We start from the raw sequence: 23,431 nt of genomic DNA, 5'->3' as shown, positions 1-23,431 counted from the left end.
GTCTACAAAATCTTACATAGATTTACGATCAGCGATTTCCGCCATTTTCGCCTCGTTAAGACGTGTATCTCCCTTTACACGTGAGTAAGATAAATATCCATTCATTCGGTCAATTTTTGTGAGATTCTTGCTACCGCAAACTGGGCAAACATCCATCTCAAGTTCCTCATGTCCGCAATCATCGCAATATGAAAGGGAAAGGTTAACACCCTCATAGAAGCCCTTCTGCATAGCACGACGTACAAGTGTCTTTACAGCCTCACGGTTGTAGTTAATAGGATAACGAACATACTGAATCTTTCCACCGTTTGAAAGCTCCCAGAAGCGTCCTTCTTTATCCTGCTTTTCAATTGGTGTGATATCTTCTGTCACATGGCAATGGAAGGAATTTGAAACATAGTCTCTATCAGAAACATTTTCAACGATGCCATATTTATTTCTAAACTGCTTTACCTGTAAGCCACAAAGATTTTCAGCTGGAGTACCGTAGATAGCATAAAGATTACCATCCTCCTCCTTGAACTGATTAACCTTTTCGTTAATGTGCTTAAGTACCTCTAAAGCAAATTCACCATCCTCAACAAGGGATTTGCCATTGTAAAGCTCCTGAAGCTCATTAAAGGCAGTAATACCAAAGGATGCTGTGGCAGCCTTTAATAATGGCTTAATCTTATCGTGGAAACCTAGATGTCCACCGTAGAAACCACCCTCACAGTATGCAAGTGGATTTGTAGATGCACGCATCTCTCCAAGATAAGCATATGTACGAATGTGAAGCTTTCTAATCATCTCCAAATAATAATCAAGTACTTCGTAGAAATCCTTAGATTCCTGACGTGCCTTTGCAAGAATCATTGGAAGATGAAGTGAAACTGCACCGATATTGAAACGGCCAATAAAGACTGGCTCATCTTCATCATCAGCTGGCTTCATTCCGCCTCTTTCATACCATGGTGAAAGGAAGGCTCTACATCCCATAGGTGATATTACCTTGCCATATTTTTTATACATGCTGGCAATGTAACCCTCACCAGTAAGAGAAAGCCAATCTGGGTACATGGTCTTTCTTGAACAATCGATACCAGCTTCGAATACGTCCTCAAGCTCACCACCAGGTCCGTGAAGATTTTCATCATAAAGGAATACAACCTTAGGGAAAAGTACCGGCTTTTTAAAGCCAGGCTTACCCTGTCCGATTGAACGAACCTTAAGGCATGCTTTTGATGCCATCTTCGCAAATACGGATGTACCAAGACCGATTGTTACTGTGATAAATGGATAATCGCCACGTGATGAAGCAACAGTATTAAACTTGTACTCCCATCCCTGGAAGCCCTGCTCCATATCGCGCTGAACCTCAGCCATGGAAACTTCTTCTGCTTTTGTCTTATCGATTCCTAAATCAAGATATTTCTTTAAATACTTGTCATAAGAAATCTGAGCATACTTTTCCAGAATCTGATCTGCCTGTGGAATAGTAAAACCACCATACTGTTGGCTGGCAGCTGAAAGAACAATATCACCTATAACATCAAAGGCAACATCAAGGCTCTTTGGCTCGTTATAGAAAATGTTACCCATCTCAAAGCCACCTTCAAGAACAGATTTAACATCAAAAAGACAACAGTTCATTGTGTCTCTTCTGGCGTTCATATCATGAATGTAAATATAGCCATCACGAATAGCCTGAACTTCTTCTGTTGTAAGGAAGAATTTCTTGTAAAGCTCACGATTAAGCTCGTTAAAAATCAATGAACGCTTGGTAGAAACAAGGGCCGAATCAGTATTTGAATTCTCCTTGTCACCGATGTACATGATGTTCTGAGACTTCTTATAAACATCATCAAGCATCTGAACGAAATCCTGCTTATAGTTGCGGTAATCGCGGTAGCTCTTTGCAACCATTGGATTAACACGCTCCAAAGCACCCTCAACAATGTTATGCATTTGCGCAATCTCAATCTTCTCAAGGCCAAGCTCCTCCACTCTCTCCTCAACAAATTGACATATAAATTTCTCCTGCTCAGGAGTAAATTTTACAAGAACGCGTGTAGCTGACTTCCCCACAGCCTCTACAACTTTTTGTACATCAAATGGCTCAAGTGCACCATCCTTTTTAACTACAAAACGATTCATACCTAACCTCCGGAAATTTATTAAAAAACTGCTAATAATTTTAGAATTTTCTGTCAATATCTAGTTGATTCAAAACAAAAACTACTAGATATTGTGTTGATGGTTTTATACTACCACCACACTATCTAGTAGTCAATAGGTTCACAAAACACAAAATAAAGTTTAACAATTCAGACACATTTCACTAAAATCCCAGATTGTCGTTAACCAGAATCACGTGAATACGGCCTTCATGACGAGAATAGCGAGTCATAAGGAACTGACAACAAATTGTATCTGGTGACTTGCAGTCCATACAAGAACCTGTCTTAGCGCAAGGAGTAGATAATCCAAAACGCTGTGCATTAATAGGTGCCGCAACATTTCTTGCCCTCTTTATGGCAGAATCTACATCTGGACACACCTTATTCATTCCAACAATGAAAATAACATGCTTTGGTCCCTGAGCTATTGCTGAGACTCTGTTTGCATTACCATCGATGTTAATCATTACTCCATCTTCTGTAATTGCATTGGCACTACTGAGGAAATAATCAGCATCGTAAGTTGAAAGCATTGCTGCTCTTTTATCCGTTGCAGCATCTCTATCGATAAAGTGATATTCACCTTCTTTTAAAGCTTCAACAAGACCGATTTCATGAGCTGACATTGCTCCACCCATAGAAATTGAAGAACCCTCTGGAATTAGCTCTAAAGCTTTCTTTAAAGCTTCTTCTTTATTTGAAGCATAATAACCACTCATGTTTCTAGACTCTAGTCCTTTAATAACCTTCTGTGCCAGTAATTCATTTCTTTTAATAATATTAGCGTCCATTTTTATCCTCCTTCTACATTAAATATTTATTTCAAGACCAACTTTCAGTTGTTCCAGTTTGTCTCCCAGTTCACTTTTTAATATTCCATAAGCCCTGTTTTTGGTGCAGTGGCCTGTGCATATATATTCAATATTCTTTTCCTTAAAAGTATTTGCTACTGACAGGATTTCCTCTTCACTCTTGTTAAATAGATGTAAGCCGCCTATATATCCGTATATACGTTTTTCAGGAAAGGTAGATTGCACTTCATTTATAATATTTTCAACTCCACCATGGGAACAAGAATTTAAAATCACAAGACCTTTTTTAGTATCTAGAACAAGACTTTGTTCATGAGCAAAGTCATCAGGAAACCATTTATGGTTTGCCTTTATAAACATTTTCTCTCTTTTTCCTATCAAAGATAATCCTTCAGACTTATGAGGGACTAGATAGACTCCCTCCATAAGTTTATAGTCTCCAGACACTTTTTCGATTCTATCAGGATAATCTCTTAGCACGTGTTTTGGGATGCCGATATAGACTCTAAAGAACTTGCGCTTATGGTAGCAATTTTCAAGAGTCTCCTCACGCAAATAGAATTTTGCCTTGGAATTATTTTTAAAGAACGAAGGCATTCCATTTCCATGATCATAATGAGCATGACTAAGAACCCCATAATCAATATCAGCCACATCAAAACCAAGGCTTTTAAGATTACTCAAATATAAATTTGAAGCCCCTGTATCTAGTAAAATTTTCTTATCAGAAAACTCTATCAAAAGAGATAACCCCCATTCTCCTTCTAGTCCCATATTTGAAATATTATCTACTATAACCGTAATTTTCGCGCCCATAACATCTCTCCGTGAAACCTTCATTTACAAATGAATAAACTATATGGTACCCTCTAATACGAGGTGAAATTAATGACTACAAAATCAAACCGTAAATCACAATTTGATATAATTCGTATTCTCGCAATACTTATGATATTTAACTACCACTTTTGTATGGAGGCTGGTGCCAGCCAGTCCTTTTTTTGCGTATATAAAAATGGTGGTTGGGGAAGTGTGGGTACCAGCATCTTTTTCCTTCTTTCTGGATATCTAATCCATATGGGAAGTAAGAATACTAATATATCTACGTATTTAAAAAAGCGATTTTTATCTATATATCCATCCCTTTGGCTTAGTTTTATCATAGTGTATTTATTGACTAGTATTAACAAAAATAATTACCTATGGGGCGGGGAGATATGGAGAATTGCTTTATCTATTCTTGGAGTAGATACTTATCTTCAGTACTACTACGTTCCAACCTACTCATGTGTTGGTGAATGGTTCACCGCCATGATTATATTCTTATATATAGCTTATTTGCTACTTCGTATTCTTATAAAAAAATATCCTGTGATTTCATCAATCGTAATTGCGATTCTGTACTTTACCGAATGTATACGAGGAATACAGCCAACTGTTCCAGCCGATGCAAGTATTTTTACAGGTATTATGCTTTTCTGGATTGGAATGATGTTCCAGGAATATCCAACAATACTAAAGCCTGTTTGGTGGAAAATAATTTCTGCCATTGCAGTTATTCTTTTAGTATTGTTTGTAAAGCTACCATTCATAGGGAACGTTCTTCCATGGAAAAATCTTCTTGGAATAGCAATTTTTTATGTTTTATATGTGTTATTTTCTTCAATAAAATACAGTGAAACAACTGCTAAAGTATTGAAATTCTTCAGTTCATTATCTTTCGCTTTTTATTTGGTGCATCATTTTGTTATGCTTCAAATTATTGAAAGATATGGCATCGTTAATATCGTATTTACGTATATCATGGCTTTGATTATTACAATATTAACAGCATCTGTTGTTACAAATATCACAAATAAAATACGTTATAAAAGGTAGCACCTATTAAAATAAATCCAGCATGCTATCCAAATATATTTCTTCTCTGACTTTTAGTTGATATTCTGGTTTAGTCATGTAGTATAACAAAAATTCAAGTATAACTGCACTACCCAAGCCTCTGCCTTCAATTTTAAAATTCGAGAATCCGCTAGGCATATAGATATTTAATATATCCTCTTTTCCAATGAATCCCGGATTGTTCATGGCATCAGAAAATCTATAACCATTAGATGCAGTAGGTGAAACACATATGTGATCCTCACAGGCTTCACCAAGACTTTTTCTACTAACATTTTCATAGCAGTTTTTTCTATCATAACAGTTGAACCAACAACATTCATTACACAAGAATTCCACTTTATCTTTTTGTTCCTGTGTCAATGAATTAAGGCTGTCAAATTCTCTATTAAGTCTAAAATCTGGAACTACAAAAGAATACTCTTTGCAATTTAATTCATTCTTAAACTCTTCGAAATCAGTAATAACCTTTGTTGTGCTTGAAACAAAATAATAGTTTGTATAATTATTCTTTATGTAATTAAGCAGTAAATCCGAATATACGATAATGCCATTTTTCTTTGTTCCATTATTCTCAAATAACTTACATAACAAGTTGCACTTTCTATCTGTAAGATGTTCCTCTTTTAAAAGAGAATTGCTAAAGGTCAATCGTGATGAAATATCAAATTTTTTCATAAGTGAAGCTACTGCTTCTGGACTTTCATCCCCAGAACCAACACGTCCACCTCCCCAGATACAATCATCAGGGGCACCATAGATAGAACCAATTTCGCACCAATCATAAAAATATTCTCTATGATTATAAAAAAGAGGAAGAAAGACTTTATAAAGTTCATAAAACTCAAACAACCCCGGAAGGTGATAATAACATTTCAAAATCTCTCTACCTCTATTCATTCATAATATTTTTCTAGGAAACACAACTTGTATTAATAGCCTCAATAAGTGGTTTAATATAAGATTTGTCAGTCCAGTCATGTTTATCGGTACCAGCTTCCATCAAAGCTTTTTCCCAAACCTCATAATCCTTTGGATCTTTCTTTGCTACAGACTTTTGAAGCATTTTACAAAGATTTCTATCCATAAAGGACATATTATCCATATCCCATCCTCCACGGAAATAGAAAAACGGAAGCATCTTCAAATAATCCTTCATATTCTGATCAAATATGAAGCTAATAGCACCTTCTTCAATAGGTGATGCACCATCGCAGAAGACATATAACTGCTTATCCTTGAGTGCATCAATATGCTTCTTTAGAAAAGACAATCCTGCAATTCCCTGAGCATAAAGACCTCCACCAAAAACTACTGTATCATACTCTTTTATATCTTCAATCTTTGCATGCTTAACATCAATACAATCAAAGCCTGTCTCTTCCGCAATCCACTGAGCATATCGCTTTGTAGCACCATACTTTGACTTATAAATTACTACACCTTTCATAACTTTATCCTCCAACCTTTCCCAATTAAGCTACAAATTAATGTCACTGTTTAATATTCTACCTTATTTTGAAAATAAATCTATAGGAAATAGTCTTCTCAATAAATAATTTGACACATTTTAATAGTATTATAGTGGCTAGGTATTTTTAGCTTTTGAGGTGAAAGATATATGATTTGGTTAATAATGTTTGTAGGTGCTGCCTTAGGAGCAATTCTAGGCTCCATCTACATGATTAATTCAATAGCAAAATTTTCATTTATAAAAAACAAGCTGGTTGCTTTTATTATTATCGCAGCATTATTTCTCTTGTTTTTCTTCACGTTAGGATGGATTAATTCTCTTACAATAAGCATTTATACTACGCTATTCTTCCTGATTTTTGGAATACTAGTTAAAATACTAAAGCTAAAATATAACCTGCCGTCTTCAATTCATTGGCAGGGATGGCTAGCTATATTTACTTCTATCCTGTATCTTGGAACAGGCTACTATCTTTGCGTTTCTGTTGTGGAGAAAGACTATAATCTATCTACTACTAAAAATATTGAGCCTATAACAGTCGCTATGATTGCAGATTCTCATATTGGCACCACCTTTGATGGCGATGGCTTTGCCAAACACTTAAAGACTATAGAGAATCAAAATCCGGATATTTTTTTAATAGCTGGAGATTTTGTAGATGATGGCACAAAAAGGCTTGATATGGAAAAAGCTTGCAAGGCTTTAGGTGAAATGAACCTTAAATACGGAGTCTGGTATTCCTATGGCAATCACGATGAAGGCTATTTTAATCATAGAGATTTTTCCGCAGAAGATTTAGAAAAAAGTCTATTAGAAAATGGAATTCACATATTAGCAGACCAGTATGAGCTTATAGATAATAACTTTTATCTTGTTGGAAGGTTAGATAAAAATCTTAATGGAGATATCAGAAAGACAATTGCTGATTTACTTCTAGACATCCCCGATGATAAATACATAATTGTTATGGATCATGAACCAAATGATTATAATGCAGAATCCAACTCTAAAGCAGATTTAGTTGTCTCGGGACATACTCATGGAGGCCAGATGATTCCAATACGTCATATTGGAGTGCTTGTTGGTGCCAATGATTTCACCTACGGATATACGAATATTAACAATACTGATTTTATCGTTACCTCTGGTATATCGGATTGGGCTCTAAAATTTAAGACTGGTGTTAGGTCTGAATACGTAATAATAAATATAAAATAAGAGATGGGAATATTTTTCCCATCTCTTTTACATGTCATCCTAGACCTACTAAAATAGATTGATAAACTATCTTTGTACTACATTAAAAGAATTAAGACTATAGGCTTCTATATTATCAATGCTTCCGTCTATAGTAATTGAATTCTTGGCATCCTTAGGCTTAAAACATTTTGTAGTGAAGGTATAAAGACCATCATTAATAAAGATTTCTATACTACATGTATCTACATAAATCTTCATGTTTTCTATTTTCTCACCGTCAGCTAACTTAAGCTTTCTGCTAGTTCTATTGCTTCCTAGCATCTCATCACTAAATGAGAATACCAAGTCATTTGTAAGCTTATTGTATTGAACATCAAAACCTTTGTTAAACTGAATAGAAAAGTCGTCCAGTCCAAACTCTGATAGATTTAATTCATATGAATCAATGTCAGCAATGTTTTTGATATCAATTTTTTCTTCTCTTAAATCCATGATTTCAGCAATTGGCTGCTGAAGCAATTTCCCAGAATTGCTATCATAGACTAATTCCCTTGGCAATGACAACATATGCTGCCATCCATCTTTTATTGAAATATCATGACCATATTCCGCATCAGGCATACCCATCCAGGCAATTAGGATGGTTCTTTTCTTTTCGTCTACATATGTCTGTGGAGCGTAAAAATCAAAACCATAATCCCATTCTGTAAATTCGCCTAAGCCCTTGCCATCAGCCAATAAATCCTTTTTTGCATTAAAATAACCAGCCTGGTAGATATTTTGGAAAGAATACTCTTTCGCCTCCAAACCCTGAGGAGATACTGACAAGAACTGTTTGCCATCTACATAAAATAAGTCAGGACATTCCCACATATAACCAAATTTTTCAAACTCTATAAAATGACTAAATTTCCAATTAATCTTATCCTTGGATTTAAATAAAATAACGCATCCTTCATCACTCTTTTTTCTTGCCCCAAGAGTCATGTAGTAATAGTCATCCTGATACCAAACCTTAGGGTCTCGAACATGAAGAGTAAGATTATCTGGATAATCCTCACTTCTCAGTAATACTCTTTTTTCGCTAGCATCTATTCCGTCCTCGCTAGTTACTAAAATTGTATTACTCTCTCTTCCTTCAAGGATATAGTCATAATCTCCTGGATGCTTAACGTTACCTGTGTAATAAATATACATTTTATTATCTTCCACGTAAGCGCATCCTGAATAAACACCACTTGCGTCCTCTGGCATATCAGGCTTCATAAATACTCCAGAGAATTCATAATTGATAAAATCCTTTGTAGAGAAATGTCCCCAGTCCTTTTCACCGCCCTTAGGCTCATCTGGTGAATACTGGAAAAATATATGATGTACGCCATCAAGCTGGCAAAGACCATTAGGGTCATTAAGCCAGCCTGATATAGGAAAAAGATGAAATCTAGGAGTTAAATATTTTTTATCTTTTATACTCATCTAATAAACACCTTTTATTTTGTTACTGTTAAAACCTTTTCACTGAAATCAGTGTTACCTGTCTTGATTGTACTAACCTCAGCAAACTTCTGTGTGTTAGAAACAATAACTGGTGTAACAAGTGGGTAACCAGCCTTTGTAATAGCATCCATATCAAATGTTACAAGAGTCTGTCCACAAGCAACCTTGTCACCCTGAGCAACGTGTGCTTTAAAGTGTTCTCCATTTAATTTAACGGTATCAAGACCGATGTGAATAAGAACCTCAATGCCATCATCACTTACAAGACCAATAGCATGCTTTGTATCATAAAGCATAGCAACAGTTCCATTGAAAGGAGCAACAACCTTACCCTCTGCTGGATTAATTGCAACGCCCTTTCCAAGTGCCTCGCTTGCGAATACCTTATCAGGAGCTTCTGTAAGAGGAATGATTTCACCCTTAAGAGGAGTATATACTGAATCTGCATCTACATTTACTTCAGACTTTGTCTCAACAACAACTGAAGGAGTCTTCTCCTCATCCTTATAAAAAATCCAAGATGCTGCAAATGCTACAACAGATGCAACTGCAAATGTAAGCAAATATCCTGGTAAACAATCAGTAACGATAAGAAGTCCAAATAAACCTGTGATACCGTTTGCTGTAGCATAAACACCCATGATAGATGCTACACAAGCACCTGCGGCACCACCAATCATACCAGCGATAAATGGCTTTCCGTAACGAATATTAACACCGAAGATAGCTGGCTCTGTGATACCCATGAAAGCTGAAAGTGAAGCTGGAAGGGCCATAGCCTTTGTCTTATTGTTTTTAGTCTTTAATGATACTGCAAGAGCAGCTGCACCCTGTGCTACATTAGCTGCTGTAGCGATAGGCATCCAGATATTCATACCATTATCAGAAAGCATCATCATCTCGATTGCATTGTACATGTGGTGAGCACCAGCAAGTACTGTTGGAGCATAAAAACCACCCATAAGGAATGCACCAACACCAAATGGAATAGTGATAAGTGCCTTAGCTCCTGAAAGAACCCATGTCTCAATCTGAGCAAAAATAGGTCCAACGAATGTCATAGCGATGAAACCTGCAATAAGTACTGAACAAAGTGGTGTTACAAAAAGATCAAACATTTCTGGAACAATCTTATGTAATTTCTTTTCGATAGTACACATTAACCAAACAGAAAGAATGATAGGAATAACGTGTCCCTGATAACCAACATTTGCAATGTTCCAAGCACCAAACCAAGACCAAAGTGTAGTTGTCTCAGCACCGCTTGCTACTGTCCAAGCATTAACAAGACTAGGATGAATCATAATCATACCAATTACTGCGCCAAGATAGATATTTCCACCAAAAATCTTAGCTGCTGAAATAGCTATAAGGATTGGTAAGAATGTAAGTGCAGTATTTGAGAACATATTTACAAGATTATAGAAATATGAATCTGCCATTGATGGCCAAATCTGCACAAGGCCACCAAGTAAACCGTTTAAAAGTCCAGTTGCAACAATAGCTGGAATAATTGGGATAAAGATATCGCCAAGAGTCTTGATAGCTCGCTTCCACCATGGTGCCTTGCTTGCAGCAACCTGCTTAAGCTCTTCCTTTGTAGATGCCTCGATACCGGCTATATCAATAAACTCGTCATATACCTTATTAACTGTACCTGTACCGATGATAAGCTGAAGCTGACCTGATGCATCAAATACACCCTTAACTCCATCTATCTCCTCTAATGCTGGTACATTAACCTTGCTGTTGTCAGCAATTACTAATCTAAGTCTAGTTGCACAATGTGCAGCTGAGATTAAATTATCTTTTCCGCCAATCTGTTCGTAGATCTGGCTTGCACACGATCTGTAATCCATGTTTTTCCCTTTCTGTTTTTCCTTTAATGAATATACGATAAAATCGATTAATATCACTTATGAAATCGATTTCACATCTTGGTGACATTATATAACTAGTAAGGCAAAATTCCTATTAGTAATGTGTGATAACGATTTCATATATTTTTTATATGTTTTTCACAAAATAATCTATAAAAGCCTAATTATCCTTACAAAAATTGATTTAGACCTGTCTAACAAATATAATATTAGTGAAAACGATTTCAATAATATTTTAGGAGAAACCCATGAATATTAATCAAATAGCAAAACTTGCAGGCGTATCCCCAGCAACAGTTTCCAGATACCTAAACAATGGATACCTAAGTGAGGAAAAGCGCCAGGCAATCGCTAAAGTAATAGATGAGACTGGATATATTCCATCTACCCAGGCTCAAACTCTCAGAACCAAGAAAACCAAGATTATCGGGGTTATTATCCCTAAGATTGATTCGGATTCCATTTCACAGGTTGTGGCTGGTATTGGCGAGGTCCTTAATGAAAAGGGCTATAAAATGCTTTTGGCCAACACAGATAACCATGATGAAAAAGAAATAGAATTTATTAATACATTCAAACAGAACATTGTTGATGGCATCATCCTCCTTGGAACTACACTTACACCTAAGCATAAAAAAGCCCTAAAAGACCTTACAATCCCATATGTAGTCTTAGGACAACAGACTGATATTTCCACCTGTATATTCCATGATGATTACACAGCAGCATACGAATTAGCAGATTACATCATAAATAAAGGTCATAAAAATATTGGCTACATTGGTGTTACTGAAAAAGATATTGCTGTAGGTGTAAATAGAAGGAAAGGCTTTCTTGATGCCCTGGAAAAACACAATATCAAGCTTCCTGCCAAGCTCATCAAGACCGGCTCATTCTACATGGATAATGGCTATGAAAATGCTAAGGCTCTACTTTGCCAGAATAAAAATATTGATGCTATTTTGTGCGCTACAGATACTATAGCTTTAGGGGCTATCAAATACCTAAACGAAAATAAAATAAAGATTCCTGGCGAAATTGCTGTTGCCGGCTTTGGGGAAAGCAAGCCATCTTCCATCCTTTCTCCTAGCCTTACTACTGTGCATTTTTATTACAGAGAATGCGGAATTGAAGGTGCCACCTTCTTACTAAATAAAATAAACAAACCTGATATTCCTGATAAAGCTATGAAATTAGGCTTTGAAATAATAGAAAATCAATCTGTTTAACAAGTAATTACATATTTAAAGAAAATAAAAAAAGGTAACCAACTTGATGACGTTAGTTACCTTTTTTCTTACCATTCCATATCTGAAGTTTCGTCCTTCTTTGAACGAGTCATAAGCTCGTATACTGCATCACCTGCAGCCATTCCGTCAAATAAAACCGCATTAACAACATCAACGATTGGCATTTCTATATTATATTTTTCAGCAAGCTTCTTTGCTGCCTTTGCAGAATATACACCTTCTACAACCATGGCTACCTTTTCCATGGCATCATCTTTTGACATGCCCTGTCCAATATAAAAGCCTGCCATTCTATTTCGAGAATGCATTGATGAGCAAGTTACAATAAGATCACCAACACCAGTAAGACCAGCAAGTGTCTCGGCTTGACCACCCATAGCTACAGCAAGTGCGGATATCTCCTTGATACCACGTGTAATAAGTGCTGCTTTTGCATTATCACCAAAGCCTAGTCCATCAGACATACCAGCAGCAAGTGCAATGACATTCTTAAGAGCTGCACCAACCTCGATACCCTTTACATCTGGTGAGGAATATACTCTAAAGTATTTATTCATGAAAAGATTCTGAACAAAAAGAGAAGTCTGTCTGTCAGTAGAGCCTGCAACAACAAGAGTAGGTTTAAAAACTACTACTTCCTCTGCATGGCTTGGGCCAGATAATACGCATATACGTTTTTCGCATCCTAAGACATCCTCTAAAATTTCTGTCTGAGTGTAAAGTGTCTCCTCTTCGATACCCTTTGTTACAGTAATAAATATCTGATTATCATTAACATATGGTTTGATTTTTTCAGCCGTCTCTCTGGTTGCCTTTGAAGGAACTGCCATAAGAACTACATCAGCTGTCTTTGCAGCATCCTCAATATCTGCTGTAAAAATCATAGATTCAGGAAGCTTTACTCCCTTAATCTTATCGCTGGTATGAGTGTCATTCATCTGGTCTACCTGAGACTGTCTATGCGACCAAACCTTTACCTCATGTCCATTCTTATTAAGCATAACAGCCAGGGCAATGCCCCAGCTGCCTGCACCTAAAACACTAATTCTAGCCATAAAATACCTCTAGTCTATCAAAGTCTTACGCTAGTTACGCAAACAAGCCTAAGTGTTATTTCACTCAACTAACATGTTTCGTTCAATAACCTTAGAGCTTGTTTACTACTAGCTTGTTATTTTCATTTTATGATGTAATACTCACGCTCTTGTCTCTGGATGAAAAGAGAACTTATTTTCATTTCCATTAATTAAACGCTTGATGTTGGCGTGGTGAAGCACGATTGCGAGACCTGAAACGAAGCAACAAATTACAAGTACTTCTACAAGCTCTGATCCTTTAAATGGTACTAATCCGAAATAAGCTCCAACAAGCATTTCAACTGCAAAGGATAAACATCCAATAATTGAGCCAAGTGATACGTAGCGTGTAAGTGCCACAAGAGCAATGAAAATACACGCTGGAATTGGAAGTCCCATAGGGAATAAGGCAATGATAAATCCGAGTGTAGAAGCTACACCCTTACCGCCCTTAAAATGCATGTAACAAGGAAAATCATGTCCTAAAACTGTACCAAGGCCTGCATAAACCATGTAGATGCTTACATCATCAAAAAATCTGTGATAAGTAAGCCAAACAACAAAACATGCAACTACACATTTAAAACAGTCCCAAAGTAAAGTAATAAGACCGGCAGGAACTCCAAGATTACGCATTGTGTTTGTAGACCCTACATTACCGCTGCCTACTTTTGTAAGATCAATGTGCTTTGACTTTCCAATAAAATACCCCATCAAAATCATGCCAAAGCAGTAACCAATTAATACAGCAATAATTCTCCCAATAATCATTATTCGTTTTCCTTTCTCTCTCTAATTATAAATTTCAGAGATGTTCCTTCGAAGCCAAATGCATCTCTGATTCGGTTCTCAAGGTATCGTACATATGAGAAGTGCATCAGGTACTTCTCATTTACGAAAATAACGAAAGTTGGTGGCTTAACAGCAACCTGAGTTGTATAGAAAATCTTAAGTCTCTTACCCTTATCTGTAGGTGGCTGCTGAAGAGCAACTGCCTCACTAACAATTTCATTAAGTACACCAGTGGCAATACGCATTGAATTGTTCTCAATAACAGCATCAATAGTCTCGTAAATCTTACCAAGACGCTGTCCGCTCTTTACAGAAATGAAAAGGATAGATGCATAAGGCATAAATGAAAGAATCTGACGAATCTTTGTCTCGTGCTCTTTCATGGTCTTATCATTCTTTTCAATGGCATCCCACTTGTTTACACAAATAATTATACCCTTTCCACGCTCATGAGCAATACCAGCAATCTTTGCATCCTGCTCTGTAACACCTTCTGTAGCATCAATCATAATAATAACAACATCAGCCTTTTCTACAGAAGCAACGGCACGAACAATGGAATATCTTTCAAGATCTTCTTTGATTTTGCTCTTACGACGAAGACCTGCTGTATCAATGAAAATATAATCCTTGTGATTGTAGCGAACTCTAGTATCCACAGCATCTCTTGTAGTACCTGCAATATCAGAAACAATAACTCGCTCCTCACCACAAAGCTTATTAATAAGTGATGACTTTCCTACGTTTGGCTTACCAATAACGGCAATCTTTGGAGTGTCATCTTCTTCCTCCTCGCCAGTCTGCTCAGGGAAGTATTCCACAACCTTATCAAGCATATCACCAAAACCAAGACGACTTGAAGCTGAAACTGGAACTGGATCACCAATTCCAAGATTATAGAACTCGTAAACATCAGCCATATCACGCTCAAAGCTATCTACTTTGTTTACAACAAGAATAACTGGCTTATGACTACGTCTAAGCATATCTGCAACCTTTGAATCACTATCCTGTAATCCCTGCTTAACGTCAACAAGGAAAATGATAACATCAGCTGTATCGATGGCAATCTGAGCCTGCTCACGCATCTGTGAAAGAATAATATCCTTTGAATCTGGCTCAATACCACCTGTATCAATCATGGTGAAATCATAGTTCAGCCATGAAACATCTGCATATATACGATCTCTTGTAACACCAGGAGTATCTTTTACAATAGATATTCTTTCTCCTGCAAGAGCATTAAATAAAGTAGATTTTCCAACATTTGGACGACCTACAATAGCTACTACTGGTCTTGACATATATTACCTCTTTTCTGAATTAACGTCCGATTATCGCGTAAACTAAATCACGCCCGTCTGATTGTACAATACGGGTCTTCACTTGTAAAGCTGACTCCAGCTCTGAAAGTGTTATATCATCAAGGAAAACCTCTTCCTGTGCACGAAGCATTGTGCATGATAAAAGAAGATTATCTCCTAAATCTCTGTCCTTAAGCTGTGCAATAAGATCCTGTCCTGTGATAAGACCTGAAACAGTAATTTCCTCTCCGAAGAAATCATTAGTGATAGGCACAACCTCTACTGAAACTTTATTAAACTTTTCAGTAATTATATCTCCAAGCTCCTGCATAAATGGTGCTGCAAGTTTTCCTGTGGCAATGGTAACCTTGCGACGCTTCATGAAGAATGGCTTCTTAATATCCTCTAAAGCATCTAATACTTCCTCCTTTAAAAGACGAAGCATTCCTACACCATTTTCCAGCTGAATAAAGCCATCATATCTGTCTGCCTCAGGAAGAGGACGACCTGCTAAAATGTACCATTCATCTGAAGCCTGAACGAAGTGGTTTCCCACCTTTTCCATGGCAATCTTCTGCCACTTTTCAATTTGGTCAATGACAGCTCCTGCTTCCTCAGCAGTGTAGGTTCTCAGTGGGAAAAGCCCATCTCTAAACTTTGTAATACCTACAGGAACAACCGACATTGAACTCATTACTGGTGCAAATTGAAGTAAATCTCCAATTGTTCTATCAAGCTCTGGCCCGTCATTCAATCCTGGACATGAAACTACCTGTGCATTCATAGGAATCTCAGCTTCATAAAGCTTTCTAATCTTATCCAGTATATCTCCGGCAAATCGATTATGTAAAAGCTTCATTCTAAGCTCTGGATTTGTGGCATGAACAGAAATATTAATAGGTCCAAGCTTATATGCAATAATTCTATCCAAATCAGCCATCTTCATGTTTGTAAGAGTGACATAGTTACCCTGTAAGAATGATAGACGAGTGTCATCATCCTTAAAATAAAGAGTTTCTCTCATACCAGGTGGCATCTGATCAATAAAGCAGAATGCACACTTATTAGAGCAGGATTTATAATCATCCATAAGACCGTTACAGAAAATGACGCCAAGGTCCTCGCCTTCTTCCTTCTTCACGATAACAACACCTGTGCTGCCATCTTCATGAAGAAGCTCCACAGTGATATCTGCATCATCAGAATAATAATGATAATCAAAGATATCTACCAGCTCTACATTATTTATTTTTGTAATAATATCTCCAGGTACAAGCCCAGCTAAATGTGCTGGTGAGCCTTCCATTACCTGTTTAATTTTATGACTTGAATTTAACATATTGGTATATACTCAAATGCATTTTTATAATGCGTTAAATGTCCTTCCTCAATTGCTACTACATCAAACCTGACACTTGTATTTCCACTCACTCTATGTTGCATCATATAAACGTCAGCACATCGTGAGATTTTTCTCATTTTATTGAAGTTTACAGCTTCGGCGGCAGAGCCAGCCCTTTTGTTTTTGCGATATTTCACTTCTACAAAAACAAGATATTCTCCATCCTTTGCGACAATATCTATCTCGCCCATTTTACAGTAATAATTCTGTTCCAGAAGCCACATACCATTGCGTTTTAGATAATCTGCAGCAAGGCCTTCGAAATCATTTCCCTGTCTTCTATTATTCATATATCTTTATCTTCCAAGCTTAGCTTTAAGCTTTTCCATGTCGTTTACAAAGACTAAAATCTCCGCAACAACCTCATACAACTCCGGAGGAATGGCATCACCAATGTTTAACTTACTCAAAGTCTGAGCAAGCTCGTTGTCCTGATAAAAAGGAACATCTGCCTTTTTAGCCTCCTCGATAATCTGCTCTGCCACATATCCCTTACCGGAAGCAAGGATTTTAGGCGCAGCATCTCCAGCTTCATAGGAAAGTGCAACCGCTGTTTTATTTTTGTCGAATGTTTTTTCCTTTTCTCCAGCCATAATAAGTCCTCACGATTATTATGCTCTCATATCAAAGCTGTATCTATGAACTATACCATCTTTATTTGTATTTTCTGTTTCTATTGGAGGTGCTCCTAAGAAATCCTCCACAAAGCTTGTCTTTGGCTGACCACAAGTCATCTCTGAGGTACATGTAAAGCCTTTTGCGGCAAGCCTTTCAGTTAGAATATCAATATTGTCCTCTATAAGCTTTAACGCAGACTCATCAGCAAGATTCCATTTACAACCTACCTTCATCTCTTTTAAAGCTATGAAAACGTCTGTAGGCCCTAAATACTCCATATCAAAGTGAAGAAATGCTGTGATTTCCTCACCTTCTTCATAACTGCTTTTTTTGTTCTGACGAACATATAACATGCTATCTGTATTTTGATTGTACATTTTCAGAGGAATCTGCACAAAGTTATACATTTCATTAGCATTATTCATGAAATTGATATTCTGTTTTATTTCTGTAGTCTGATTCTTAATAGTCTCAGCAGCTTTATTGTTAAAGCTGGACATAAGCTTTTCTAATGCTTCTGTCTGCTTAAGAACTCTCTCATATAACTTTGATAGCTGACCTGCCTTGGTTACATCCTTTGGCTCCATAGTGAAACTGTCAGCAATTAGATTTTTGAGTAGCCCCTTATAAAGCGGAGCCTTTATTATATCATTTAATGTCTCTTTTGGAATATCTGGATGCTCATTTAAATAATCCGATATTTCGCGAAAGACCTCTTTTATATTGGCATCTGCCTTTAATGTGCCGTCCTCTCCGAAAATCTCAAGATTATCCTTAGGAAAATCAGGCATAGTGCTTAGTATTGTATTAAAGGAAGCAATCTGTTTTTCACCGGCAAAACTATTTAGCGTCTGTGTACCAATATTCTCCTGTATAACAGCATTTTTTGTCTGCTCTGCTACAACCTGAGCTTGTTGCTGAGTATTTGCTTCTTTGGCAATTTCAGCGCCTTCAGCAGCCTGCTCATCAGCCACAACTTCAGCAATAACCTGTCCCTGAAGCTGATTTAAGTTTTCTGTCACTACAGAATTCTGCTGTGCACCAATCACTTGAGGATTTATACCTTCATTTCCACTGTTGCTGAAATTCTGTACCTGCATGGCTTCCTGATTTGTTTGCTGTACAGCCTGTTCTTCACTAAACTGCCCCTGGGTTGCTATGCTTGGTGTAGATGCTTCTTCAGCACCATCAATAAATATATCTCTTAACTGGTTGTTTAAACTGATAACGTCACTGGTAGAGACCTCGTCAGAAGTCATCAATTCAGGAAGCATATCAGAAATTATATCAAAATTATTAGCTAGAGCAGCTTTATCATTGGCATAGTTTTGGAACATGGAAATATTCTCAGGCGTAAGTTCAAGCCCATATTTTGCCATGGTGACAAGGGTCTGAGGTTCCACCTGAGGATTATTAAGCATAGCTCTATTCATAACTGTCAAATTTTCAGGATTAATTGAAAGGGAATTCTGCATCAAAGAATTGACCATATTTATGGTCCTTTCATTAACAGAAATATTCGCCATATCAAGAGCCTTAAGAAGTGTGGGATTAGCATCAAGGCTATTCAAAGAAACGGGACGAATTTGAACTAAATTTCCGTCGTTACTCTTTACCTGAAAGAAAACAGACTGACCGGGCACAAGACTAACGCCAGAATCCAGACGTGCAGTCATAGTTTGACCATTGGCAAGCCCAATAGTAACCTTGCCATTATCAACAGAATTGACAGAGCCTTCGAAAATCTCTCCCTCCTTTAGGTTGTCTGTAACAGAACCTGTAAGAGACTGACTCTGGCTCATCTTTGTGGTATCGGCAGCGTTAATATTGTAGCCGTTACCATATGGATTAAGCCCAGTATTGATGTTCATAACTCACCCCTGCAAACTTAAACAAAGTTTCCGATAAAAGATCTTCTATGTATAGGACATGGACCATATTTTTTCAAAGCTTCAATATGCTCTGCTGAACCATATCCCTTGTTATTTGCAAAATGATATTCAGGATAAATACTATCGTACTCAACCATCATTCTATCTCTGGTAACCTTAGCAATAATGCTGGCAGCACCGATAGAAATTGATTTAGCATCACCTTTGATAATAGGAACCTGTGGTATTTTTACCTGTGGTATTGTTACCGCATCATTAAGAAGCATTTGAGGTTCAACCTTGCTTTCTTCAATGGCCTGTCTCATTGCTTCGTAAGTAGCCTGAAGAATATTGATTTCATCAATTCGAGCTTCTGATGCAGCACCTATACTAACGGAAACTGCCTTTTCCATAATCTCTTCGTAAAGCTCTTCACGTTTTGCAGCAGAAAGCTTTTTCGAATCATTGATGTAAAGTATGTCACAGTCCTTAGGTAAAATAACGCAAGCAGTAACAACAGGACCTGCAAGAGGACCTCTTCCAACTTCATCTATACCACCGATGAAATCATACTGCTCCCAATATTTGTATTCGAATTCTTTAAGACGTTCGATACGCTCCTTTTCGAGACGTAACTTTTCCATCTTTTTTTGAGCCTGACCAATAATCTTAGAAACGCCAGGTCTTCCATCATTGATATATTCCTGAATAAAATCAGGAAGAATATCAATATCCGCCGCTTTGAATTCCTTTTGAATATCAGTAATCTTCTTTTCGCTCATGATTATTCAATATTGTCTACAAGACCAAAGTCTTTAAAAGGATAAACCCTAAGCCAAGCCTTGCCAACAATATCATCTCCCTTTATATTTCCAACAGCTTCAAATCTTGAATCTGTACTGTTGTTACGATTATCACCAAGAACGAAATACTCATCTGGTCCAAGGAGAATATCTGTATTTGCTAAACCAGCATTTAAGATAGTCTCAGTACCATAGCTTTCCTCAAGGAGCTCATCATTTATATAGATATTTCCAGAACCATCAATATAAACCCATTCTCCTGGGAGACCTATAACTCTTTTGATATAGTATGTATCCTCCTCGTACTTATATGGGAATACAACCACATCAAAACGCTCTGGATCATGAATTCTGTAGCTAATTTTATCTACAATAAGATTGTCGCCATCTGTAAGTGTATCTTCCATAGAAGAACCACTAACAACGGTTCTCTGACCGATAAACTGTGTAATCAAAAATACAACTAAAAAACAAACCAGTACGTTTATAATTACGCTGAGTATCTCTCTAACAATAACACCCTTTGTAATAGGCTCTTCTTCCTCTTCAAAAACTTCACCTTTGCTTCTTGAAGGTTTTGTCTCAGAAGGAGAGTTATCTACATTACGTCTAGCTCTTTCAATATCCTTTTTAATCTGTTCTTCTTCGTTAAAGTTAATTACGTTGTTCATTTTTACGGCCTTTCAAGTGATATATTTCCTAAGCTTCCATTTCTGAATTCGTCAATCAATACTGCTGCTGCTTTGTCAAAATCAAGCTCCGAACCCTTCTTTACAAAGTTTCTTTTTGCAGCAATTTCAGAGATGATTTCATGATTAACAGCATCCTCATTAATCTCATAGCGCTTGTTAAGTATTCCTGGATAATTCTCCTTAAGGAAATCTGCAAGCTCTAAAGAAAGCTCTCTAGTCTCAATTATTGCATCGTTAATAGAACCAATAAATGCTAAGTGAAGTCCAACTGTATTATCTTCGAACTTTGGCCAAAGAATACCTGGAGTATCCAAAAGCTCTACTGATTTATTAAGCTTAATCCATTGTTTACCCTTTGTAACACCTGGCTTGTTTCCAGTTTTAGCAACTGCTCTTCCGGCAAAGGAATTGATAAATGTAGACTTTCCTACATTTGGAATACCAACTACCATGGCTCTTACAGGTCTATTCTTAATACCACGTTTTCTGTCTCTCTCAAATTTAGCTGCGCAAACTTCATCTAATGTAGCTTGCACACCCTTCATGTTTTTTCTGTCACGGGAATCAAGCTCTACGCAGTAGAATCCCTGTGCTTTAAAGTATTCTTTCCATTTTTGATTGACGCTCTTGTCTGCTAAATCAGATTTATTCAAAAGAATAAGTCTAAGCTTTCCGTTTGCAAGGCCGTTAATATCGGGATTACGGCTGGAAACTGGACAACGAGCATCAATAACCTCTATTACTAAATCTATAAGTTTAATATCTTCCTGCATCTGACGCTTTGCTTTCGTCATATGCCCTGGATACCATTGAAATTCCATAAATCACCTCTAGAATGGATATTTCATCCATACCCTTCCTAAAATATCTTCACTGGCAACAAAGCCCACACTTTCGTATCTTGAATCCTCGGAAGAATTACGGTTGTCTCCAAGAACAAAATACTGATCCTCCATAAGAGTAATTGGTGCAGCAGCAATACCAGGATTCTCAATTCGCTCTACTTCAAGATTTTCTTTGTAAAGCTCATCATTTATATAAATACGGCCATTATTAATGTATATAGTGTCTCCAGGAGTTGCGATTACTCTTTTTACACTATAACTGGCGTTTACATTAGATTTTGGCTTGAATGCAATGACATCTGATTGCTGAGGCTTAGAAAACTTGTAAGCAATAGTATTTACAAGTAATATATCGGATGTTTGGTAGGTAGGTTCCATAGATGCATTAGCACATTCTACCTGTTTTCCGAAAGAAATTACCACGCCATAAGCTAAGGCAATAACAAGAGCCAATTCCAAAGCAAAGATTAGAATATATCTAACCTTATCAAAATCTATCTTTCTACGTCTTCTCCTAAAGTTAAGACCGTCTTTTTTCTTAAATAATCTACCTTTTAAAAATCCTTTATCTGATGAAAACATACAATATCCCTTTTTAATCTTTAGTATAAATATACCGCACTTTGAGTATAATTTCCATTAAAAGTCCTTAAAAGTAAAAGAACAGCCACATTTAGTGACTGTTCCATGGATTTCGAGATTAGATTCTCTCCTTAACCTTTGCCTTCTTACCTGTAAGATCTCTGAGGTAGTAAAGCTTAGCTCTACGAACCTTACCCTTACGAACTACTTCGATCTTCTCAACGTTAGGGCTGTGAAGTGGCCAAGTCTTCTCTACACCAACACCGTTTGATGACTTACGAACTGTGAATGTCTCACGGTTGCTGCCGCCCTGTCTCTTAATAACTGTACCCTCGAAAACCTGTGTACGAGTACGGTTACCCTCAACGATACGACCGTAAACCTTAACTGTGTCTCCAACCTGGAACTCAGGAAGCTCTGCCTTAAGCTCAGCAGCTTCGATGTTTCTAATAATCTCGTTTGCGTTCATTTTATTTCCTCCTAAACTCGCGACGTTCTTGAAATGCCCTATTGCATATCAGAGGACCATCTCTTCTTTTAGCAACTCTAGTATAATAACACGGATTGTGCTATTTATCAACATTAGATTCTAAATATTTCTCATATAAATCTGGACGTCTTTCTTTAGTTCTAAGGATTGACTGCTCTTTTCTCCAGGCATCTACCTTTGCATGGTCACCAGAAAGTAAAATTGGTGGAACCTTTCTATCATTCCATGTCTCTGGGCGGGAATACTGAGGATATTCCAATAAGTTGTTCTCTAATGATTCATCCTCTCCTGACTCAGAATTTGTAAGAACACCTGGTACCATACGAGATATTGCATCTATCATTACAAGGGATGGAAGCTCACCACCTGTAAGTACATAATCGCCAATTGAATAGTACTCATCTACTATTTCCTCTAATACACGCTCATCAATGCCTTCATAGTGGCCACATAATAAGCAAATATCTTCTTTGAGCGCAAGCTCTTTAGCGTTCTGCTGCTTAAAAAGCTGCCCCTGGGGAGTAAGGTAAATACAATGAACCTTATGACCTGCCTTCTCACAGATAGCCTTATAGGCATCATAAATAGGCTGAGCCTGCATAACCATGCCTGCACCACCGCCATAAGGATAATCATCTACTTTTTTATGCTTATCAAGAGTGTAATCTCGAATGTTAACTGCCTCAAAAGATATTGCACCAGCATTCTTGGCACGACCTAAAATACTGGTATTCAAGGCATCCTCTATCATTTCTGGGAAAAGGGTTAAAATATAATACTTCATG

At 37.1% G+C, this 23,431-nt stretch carries 23 protein-coding genes; 3 read left to right on the top strand and 20 right to left on the bottom strand.

Annotated features, from left to right (window positions below; translation table 11 throughout):
• Positions 1-12: 12 nt before the first annotated feature.
• From nrdD to BLP54_RS02460, 3 genes are all read right to left on the bottom strand, one after another.
• Entirely contained in the window at positions 13-2,136 is a 2,124-nt protein-coding gene (nrdD, locus tag BLP54_RS02470) for an anaerobic ribonucleoside-triphosphate reductase (protein WP_090166396.1), read from the bottom strand.
• 184 nt (positions 2,137-2,320) lie between these two features.
• A complete protein-coding gene (locus BLP54_RS02465; RefSeq protein WP_090166394.1) occupies positions 2,321-2,950 on the bottom strand; it encodes a lactate utilization protein in 630 nt (209 codons plus the stop codon).
• A gap of 18 nt (positions 2,951-2,968) precedes the next feature.
• Positions 2,969-3,787 (bottom strand): MBL fold metallo-hydrolase, encoded by an 819-nt coding sequence (locus tag BLP54_RS02460; protein WP_090166393.1) that lies wholly within the window; start codon positions 3,785-3,787, stop codon positions 2,969-2,971.
• 72 nt (positions 3,788-3,859) lie between these two features.
• Between BLP54_RS02460 and BLP54_RS02455 the strand changes: the two genes are divergently transcribed.
• Positions 3,860-4,849, top strand: coding sequence for an acyltransferase family protein (locus BLP54_RS02455; protein ID WP_090166391.1), 990 nt, complete (start codon positions 3,860-3,862; stop codon positions 4,847-4,849).
• A 6-nt stretch (positions 4,850-4,855) separates the two neighbouring features.
• On the opposite strand, the gene BLP54_RS02450 is transcribed toward BLP54_RS02455, so the two are convergent.
• Positions 4,856-5,770 (bottom strand): hypothetical protein, encoded by a 915-nt coding sequence (locus BLP54_RS02450; RefSeq protein ID WP_176754439.1) that lies wholly within the window; start codon positions 5,768-5,770, stop codon positions 4,856-4,858.
• 13 nt (positions 5,771-5,783) lie between these two features.
• Positions 5,784-6,320 carry a flavodoxin domain-containing protein gene (locus BLP54_RS02445; protein WP_090166389.1) on the bottom strand — a complete coding sequence of 179 codons (537 nt, stop codon included), beginning with the start codon at positions 6,318-6,320 and terminating at the stop codon, positions 5,784-5,786.
• Between the two features lie 171 nt (positions 6,321-6,491).
• Between BLP54_RS02445 and BLP54_RS02440 the strand changes: the two genes are divergently transcribed.
• Entirely contained in the window at positions 6,492-7,562 is a 1,071-nt protein-coding gene (locus BLP54_RS02440) for a metallophosphoesterase (protein WP_090166387.1), read from the top strand.
• A 66-nt stretch (positions 7,563-7,628) separates the two neighbouring features.
• On the opposite strand, the gene BLP54_RS02435 is transcribed toward BLP54_RS02440, so the two are convergent.
• Both BLP54_RS02435 and BLP54_RS02430 read right to left on the bottom strand, forming a co-directional pair.
• Entirely contained in the window at positions 7,629-9,020 is a 1,392-nt protein-coding gene (locus tag BLP54_RS02435; protein WP_090166385.1) for a glycoside hydrolase family 32 protein, read from the bottom strand.
• Positions 9,021-9,034: 14 nt separating this feature from the next.
• Positions 9,035-10,900 carry a PTS sucrose transporter subunit IIABC gene (locus tag BLP54_RS02430; protein WP_090166383.1) on the bottom strand — a complete coding sequence of 622 codons (1,866 nt, stop codon included), beginning with the start codon at positions 10,898-10,900 and terminating at the stop codon, positions 9,035-9,037.
• A 269-nt stretch (positions 10,901-11,169) separates the two neighbouring features.
• Here BLP54_RS02430 and BLP54_RS02425 point away from each other — a divergent pair, with 269 nt between their 5' ends.
• The gene (locus BLP54_RS02425; RefSeq protein ID WP_090166381.1) at positions 11,170-12,150 is read left to right on the top strand and encodes a LacI family DNA-binding transcriptional regulator; all 981 of its coding nucleotides are present in this window, start codon (positions 11,170-11,172) and stop codon (positions 12,148-12,150) included.
• A 68-nt stretch (positions 12,151-12,218) separates the two neighbouring features.
• Here BLP54_RS02425 and BLP54_RS02420 read toward each other — a convergent pair whose 3' ends face one another.
• The 13 genes from BLP54_RS02420 to trmD form a co-directional block, all read right to left on the bottom strand.
• On the bottom strand, positions 12,219-13,226 hold the full coding sequence (locus BLP54_RS02420) for an NAD(P)H-dependent glycerol-3-phosphate dehydrogenase (protein WP_090166379.1): 1,008 nt from the start codon (positions 13,224-13,226) through the stop codon (positions 12,219-12,221).
• Positions 13,227-13,367: 141 nt separating this feature from the next.
• Positions 13,368-14,018 carry a glycerol-3-phosphate acyltransferase gene (locus BLP54_RS02415; protein WP_242870607.1) on the bottom strand — a complete coding sequence of 217 codons (651 nt, stop codon included), beginning with the start codon at positions 14,016-14,018 and terminating at the stop codon, positions 13,368-13,370.
• Positions 14,018-15,343, bottom strand: coding sequence for a ribosome biogenesis GTPase Der (der, locus tag BLP54_RS02410; RefSeq protein WP_090166377.1), 1,326 nt, complete (start codon positions 15,341-15,343; stop codon positions 14,018-14,020). The genes BLP54_RS02415 and der overlap by 1 nt, the downstream gene beginning before the upstream one ends.
• A 19-nt stretch (positions 15,344-15,362) precedes the next feature.
• The gene (locus BLP54_RS02405; RefSeq protein WP_090166375.1) at positions 15,363-16,682 is read right to left on the bottom strand and encodes a DUF512 domain-containing protein; all 1,320 of its coding nucleotides are present in this window, start codon (positions 16,680-16,682) and stop codon (positions 15,363-15,365) included.
• Positions 16,676-17,035 carry a YraN family protein gene (locus BLP54_RS02400; protein WP_090166373.1) on the bottom strand — a complete coding sequence of 120 codons (360 nt, stop codon included), beginning with the start codon at positions 17,033-17,035 and terminating at the stop codon, positions 16,676-16,678. Before BLP54_RS02400 ends, BLP54_RS02405 begins: the two co-directional genes overlap by 7 nt.
• A 6-nt stretch (positions 17,036-17,041) precedes the next feature.
• The gene (locus tag BLP54_RS02395) at positions 17,042-17,338 is read right to left on the bottom strand and encodes an EscU/YscU/HrcU family type III secretion system export apparatus switch protein (protein WP_090166371.1); all 297 of its coding nucleotides are present in this window, start codon (positions 17,336-17,338) and stop codon (positions 17,042-17,044) included.
• Positions 17,339-17,356: 18 nt separating this feature from the next.
• Positions 17,357-19,234 (bottom strand): flagellar hook-length control protein FliK, encoded by a 1,878-nt coding sequence (locus BLP54_RS02390; protein WP_090166369.1) that lies wholly within the window; start codon positions 19,232-19,234, stop codon positions 17,357-17,359.
• 17 nt (positions 19,235-19,251) lie between these two features.
• Positions 19,252-20,016: a ribonuclease HII gene (locus BLP54_RS02385; RefSeq protein WP_090166367.1), complete on the bottom strand. Its 765-nt coding sequence runs from the start codon at positions 20,014-20,016 to the stop codon at positions 19,252-19,254.
• 2 nt (positions 20,017-20,018) lie between these two features.
• Positions 20,019-20,552, bottom strand: coding sequence for a signal peptidase I (lepB, locus tag BLP54_RS02380; protein ID WP_090166759.1), 534 nt, complete (start codon positions 20,550-20,552; stop codon positions 20,019-20,021).
• Between the two features lie 158 nt (positions 20,553-20,710).
• Positions 20,711-21,550 carry a ribosome biogenesis GTPase YlqF gene (gene ylqF, locus BLP54_RS02375; protein ID WP_090166365.1) on the bottom strand — a complete coding sequence of 280 codons (840 nt, stop codon included), beginning with the start codon at positions 21,548-21,550 and terminating at the stop codon, positions 20,711-20,713.
• A 9-nt stretch (positions 21,551-21,559) separates the two neighbouring features.
• The gene (lepB, locus tag BLP54_RS02370; RefSeq protein ID WP_090166362.1) at positions 21,560-22,156 is read right to left on the bottom strand and encodes a signal peptidase I; all 597 of its coding nucleotides are present in this window, start codon (positions 22,154-22,156) and stop codon (positions 21,560-21,562) included.
• 118 nt (positions 22,157-22,274) lie between these two features.
• Complete coding sequence (rplS, locus tag BLP54_RS02365) at positions 22,275-22,625, bottom strand: 50S ribosomal protein L19 (protein WP_028246997.1); 351 nt, start codon at positions 22,623-22,625, stop codon at positions 22,275-22,277.
• A 100-nt stretch (positions 22,626-22,725) separates the two neighbouring features.
• Entirely contained in the window at positions 22,726-23,430 is a 705-nt protein-coding gene (gene trmD / locus BLP54_RS02360; RefSeq protein ID WP_090166360.1) for a tRNA (guanosine(37)-N1)-methyltransferase TrmD, read from the bottom strand.
• Position 23,431 lies beyond the last annotated feature (1 nt).

The organism is Pseudobutyrivibrio sp. 49 (assembly GCF_900100545.1).
In the GTDB taxonomy this organism is placed as follows: domain Bacteria; phylum Bacillota; class Clostridia; order Lachnospirales; family Lachnospiraceae; genus Pseudobutyrivibrio.
The sequence above is the reverse complement of the archived record's forward strand: the minus strand, read 5'-3'. Positions and strand labels throughout refer to the sequence as shown.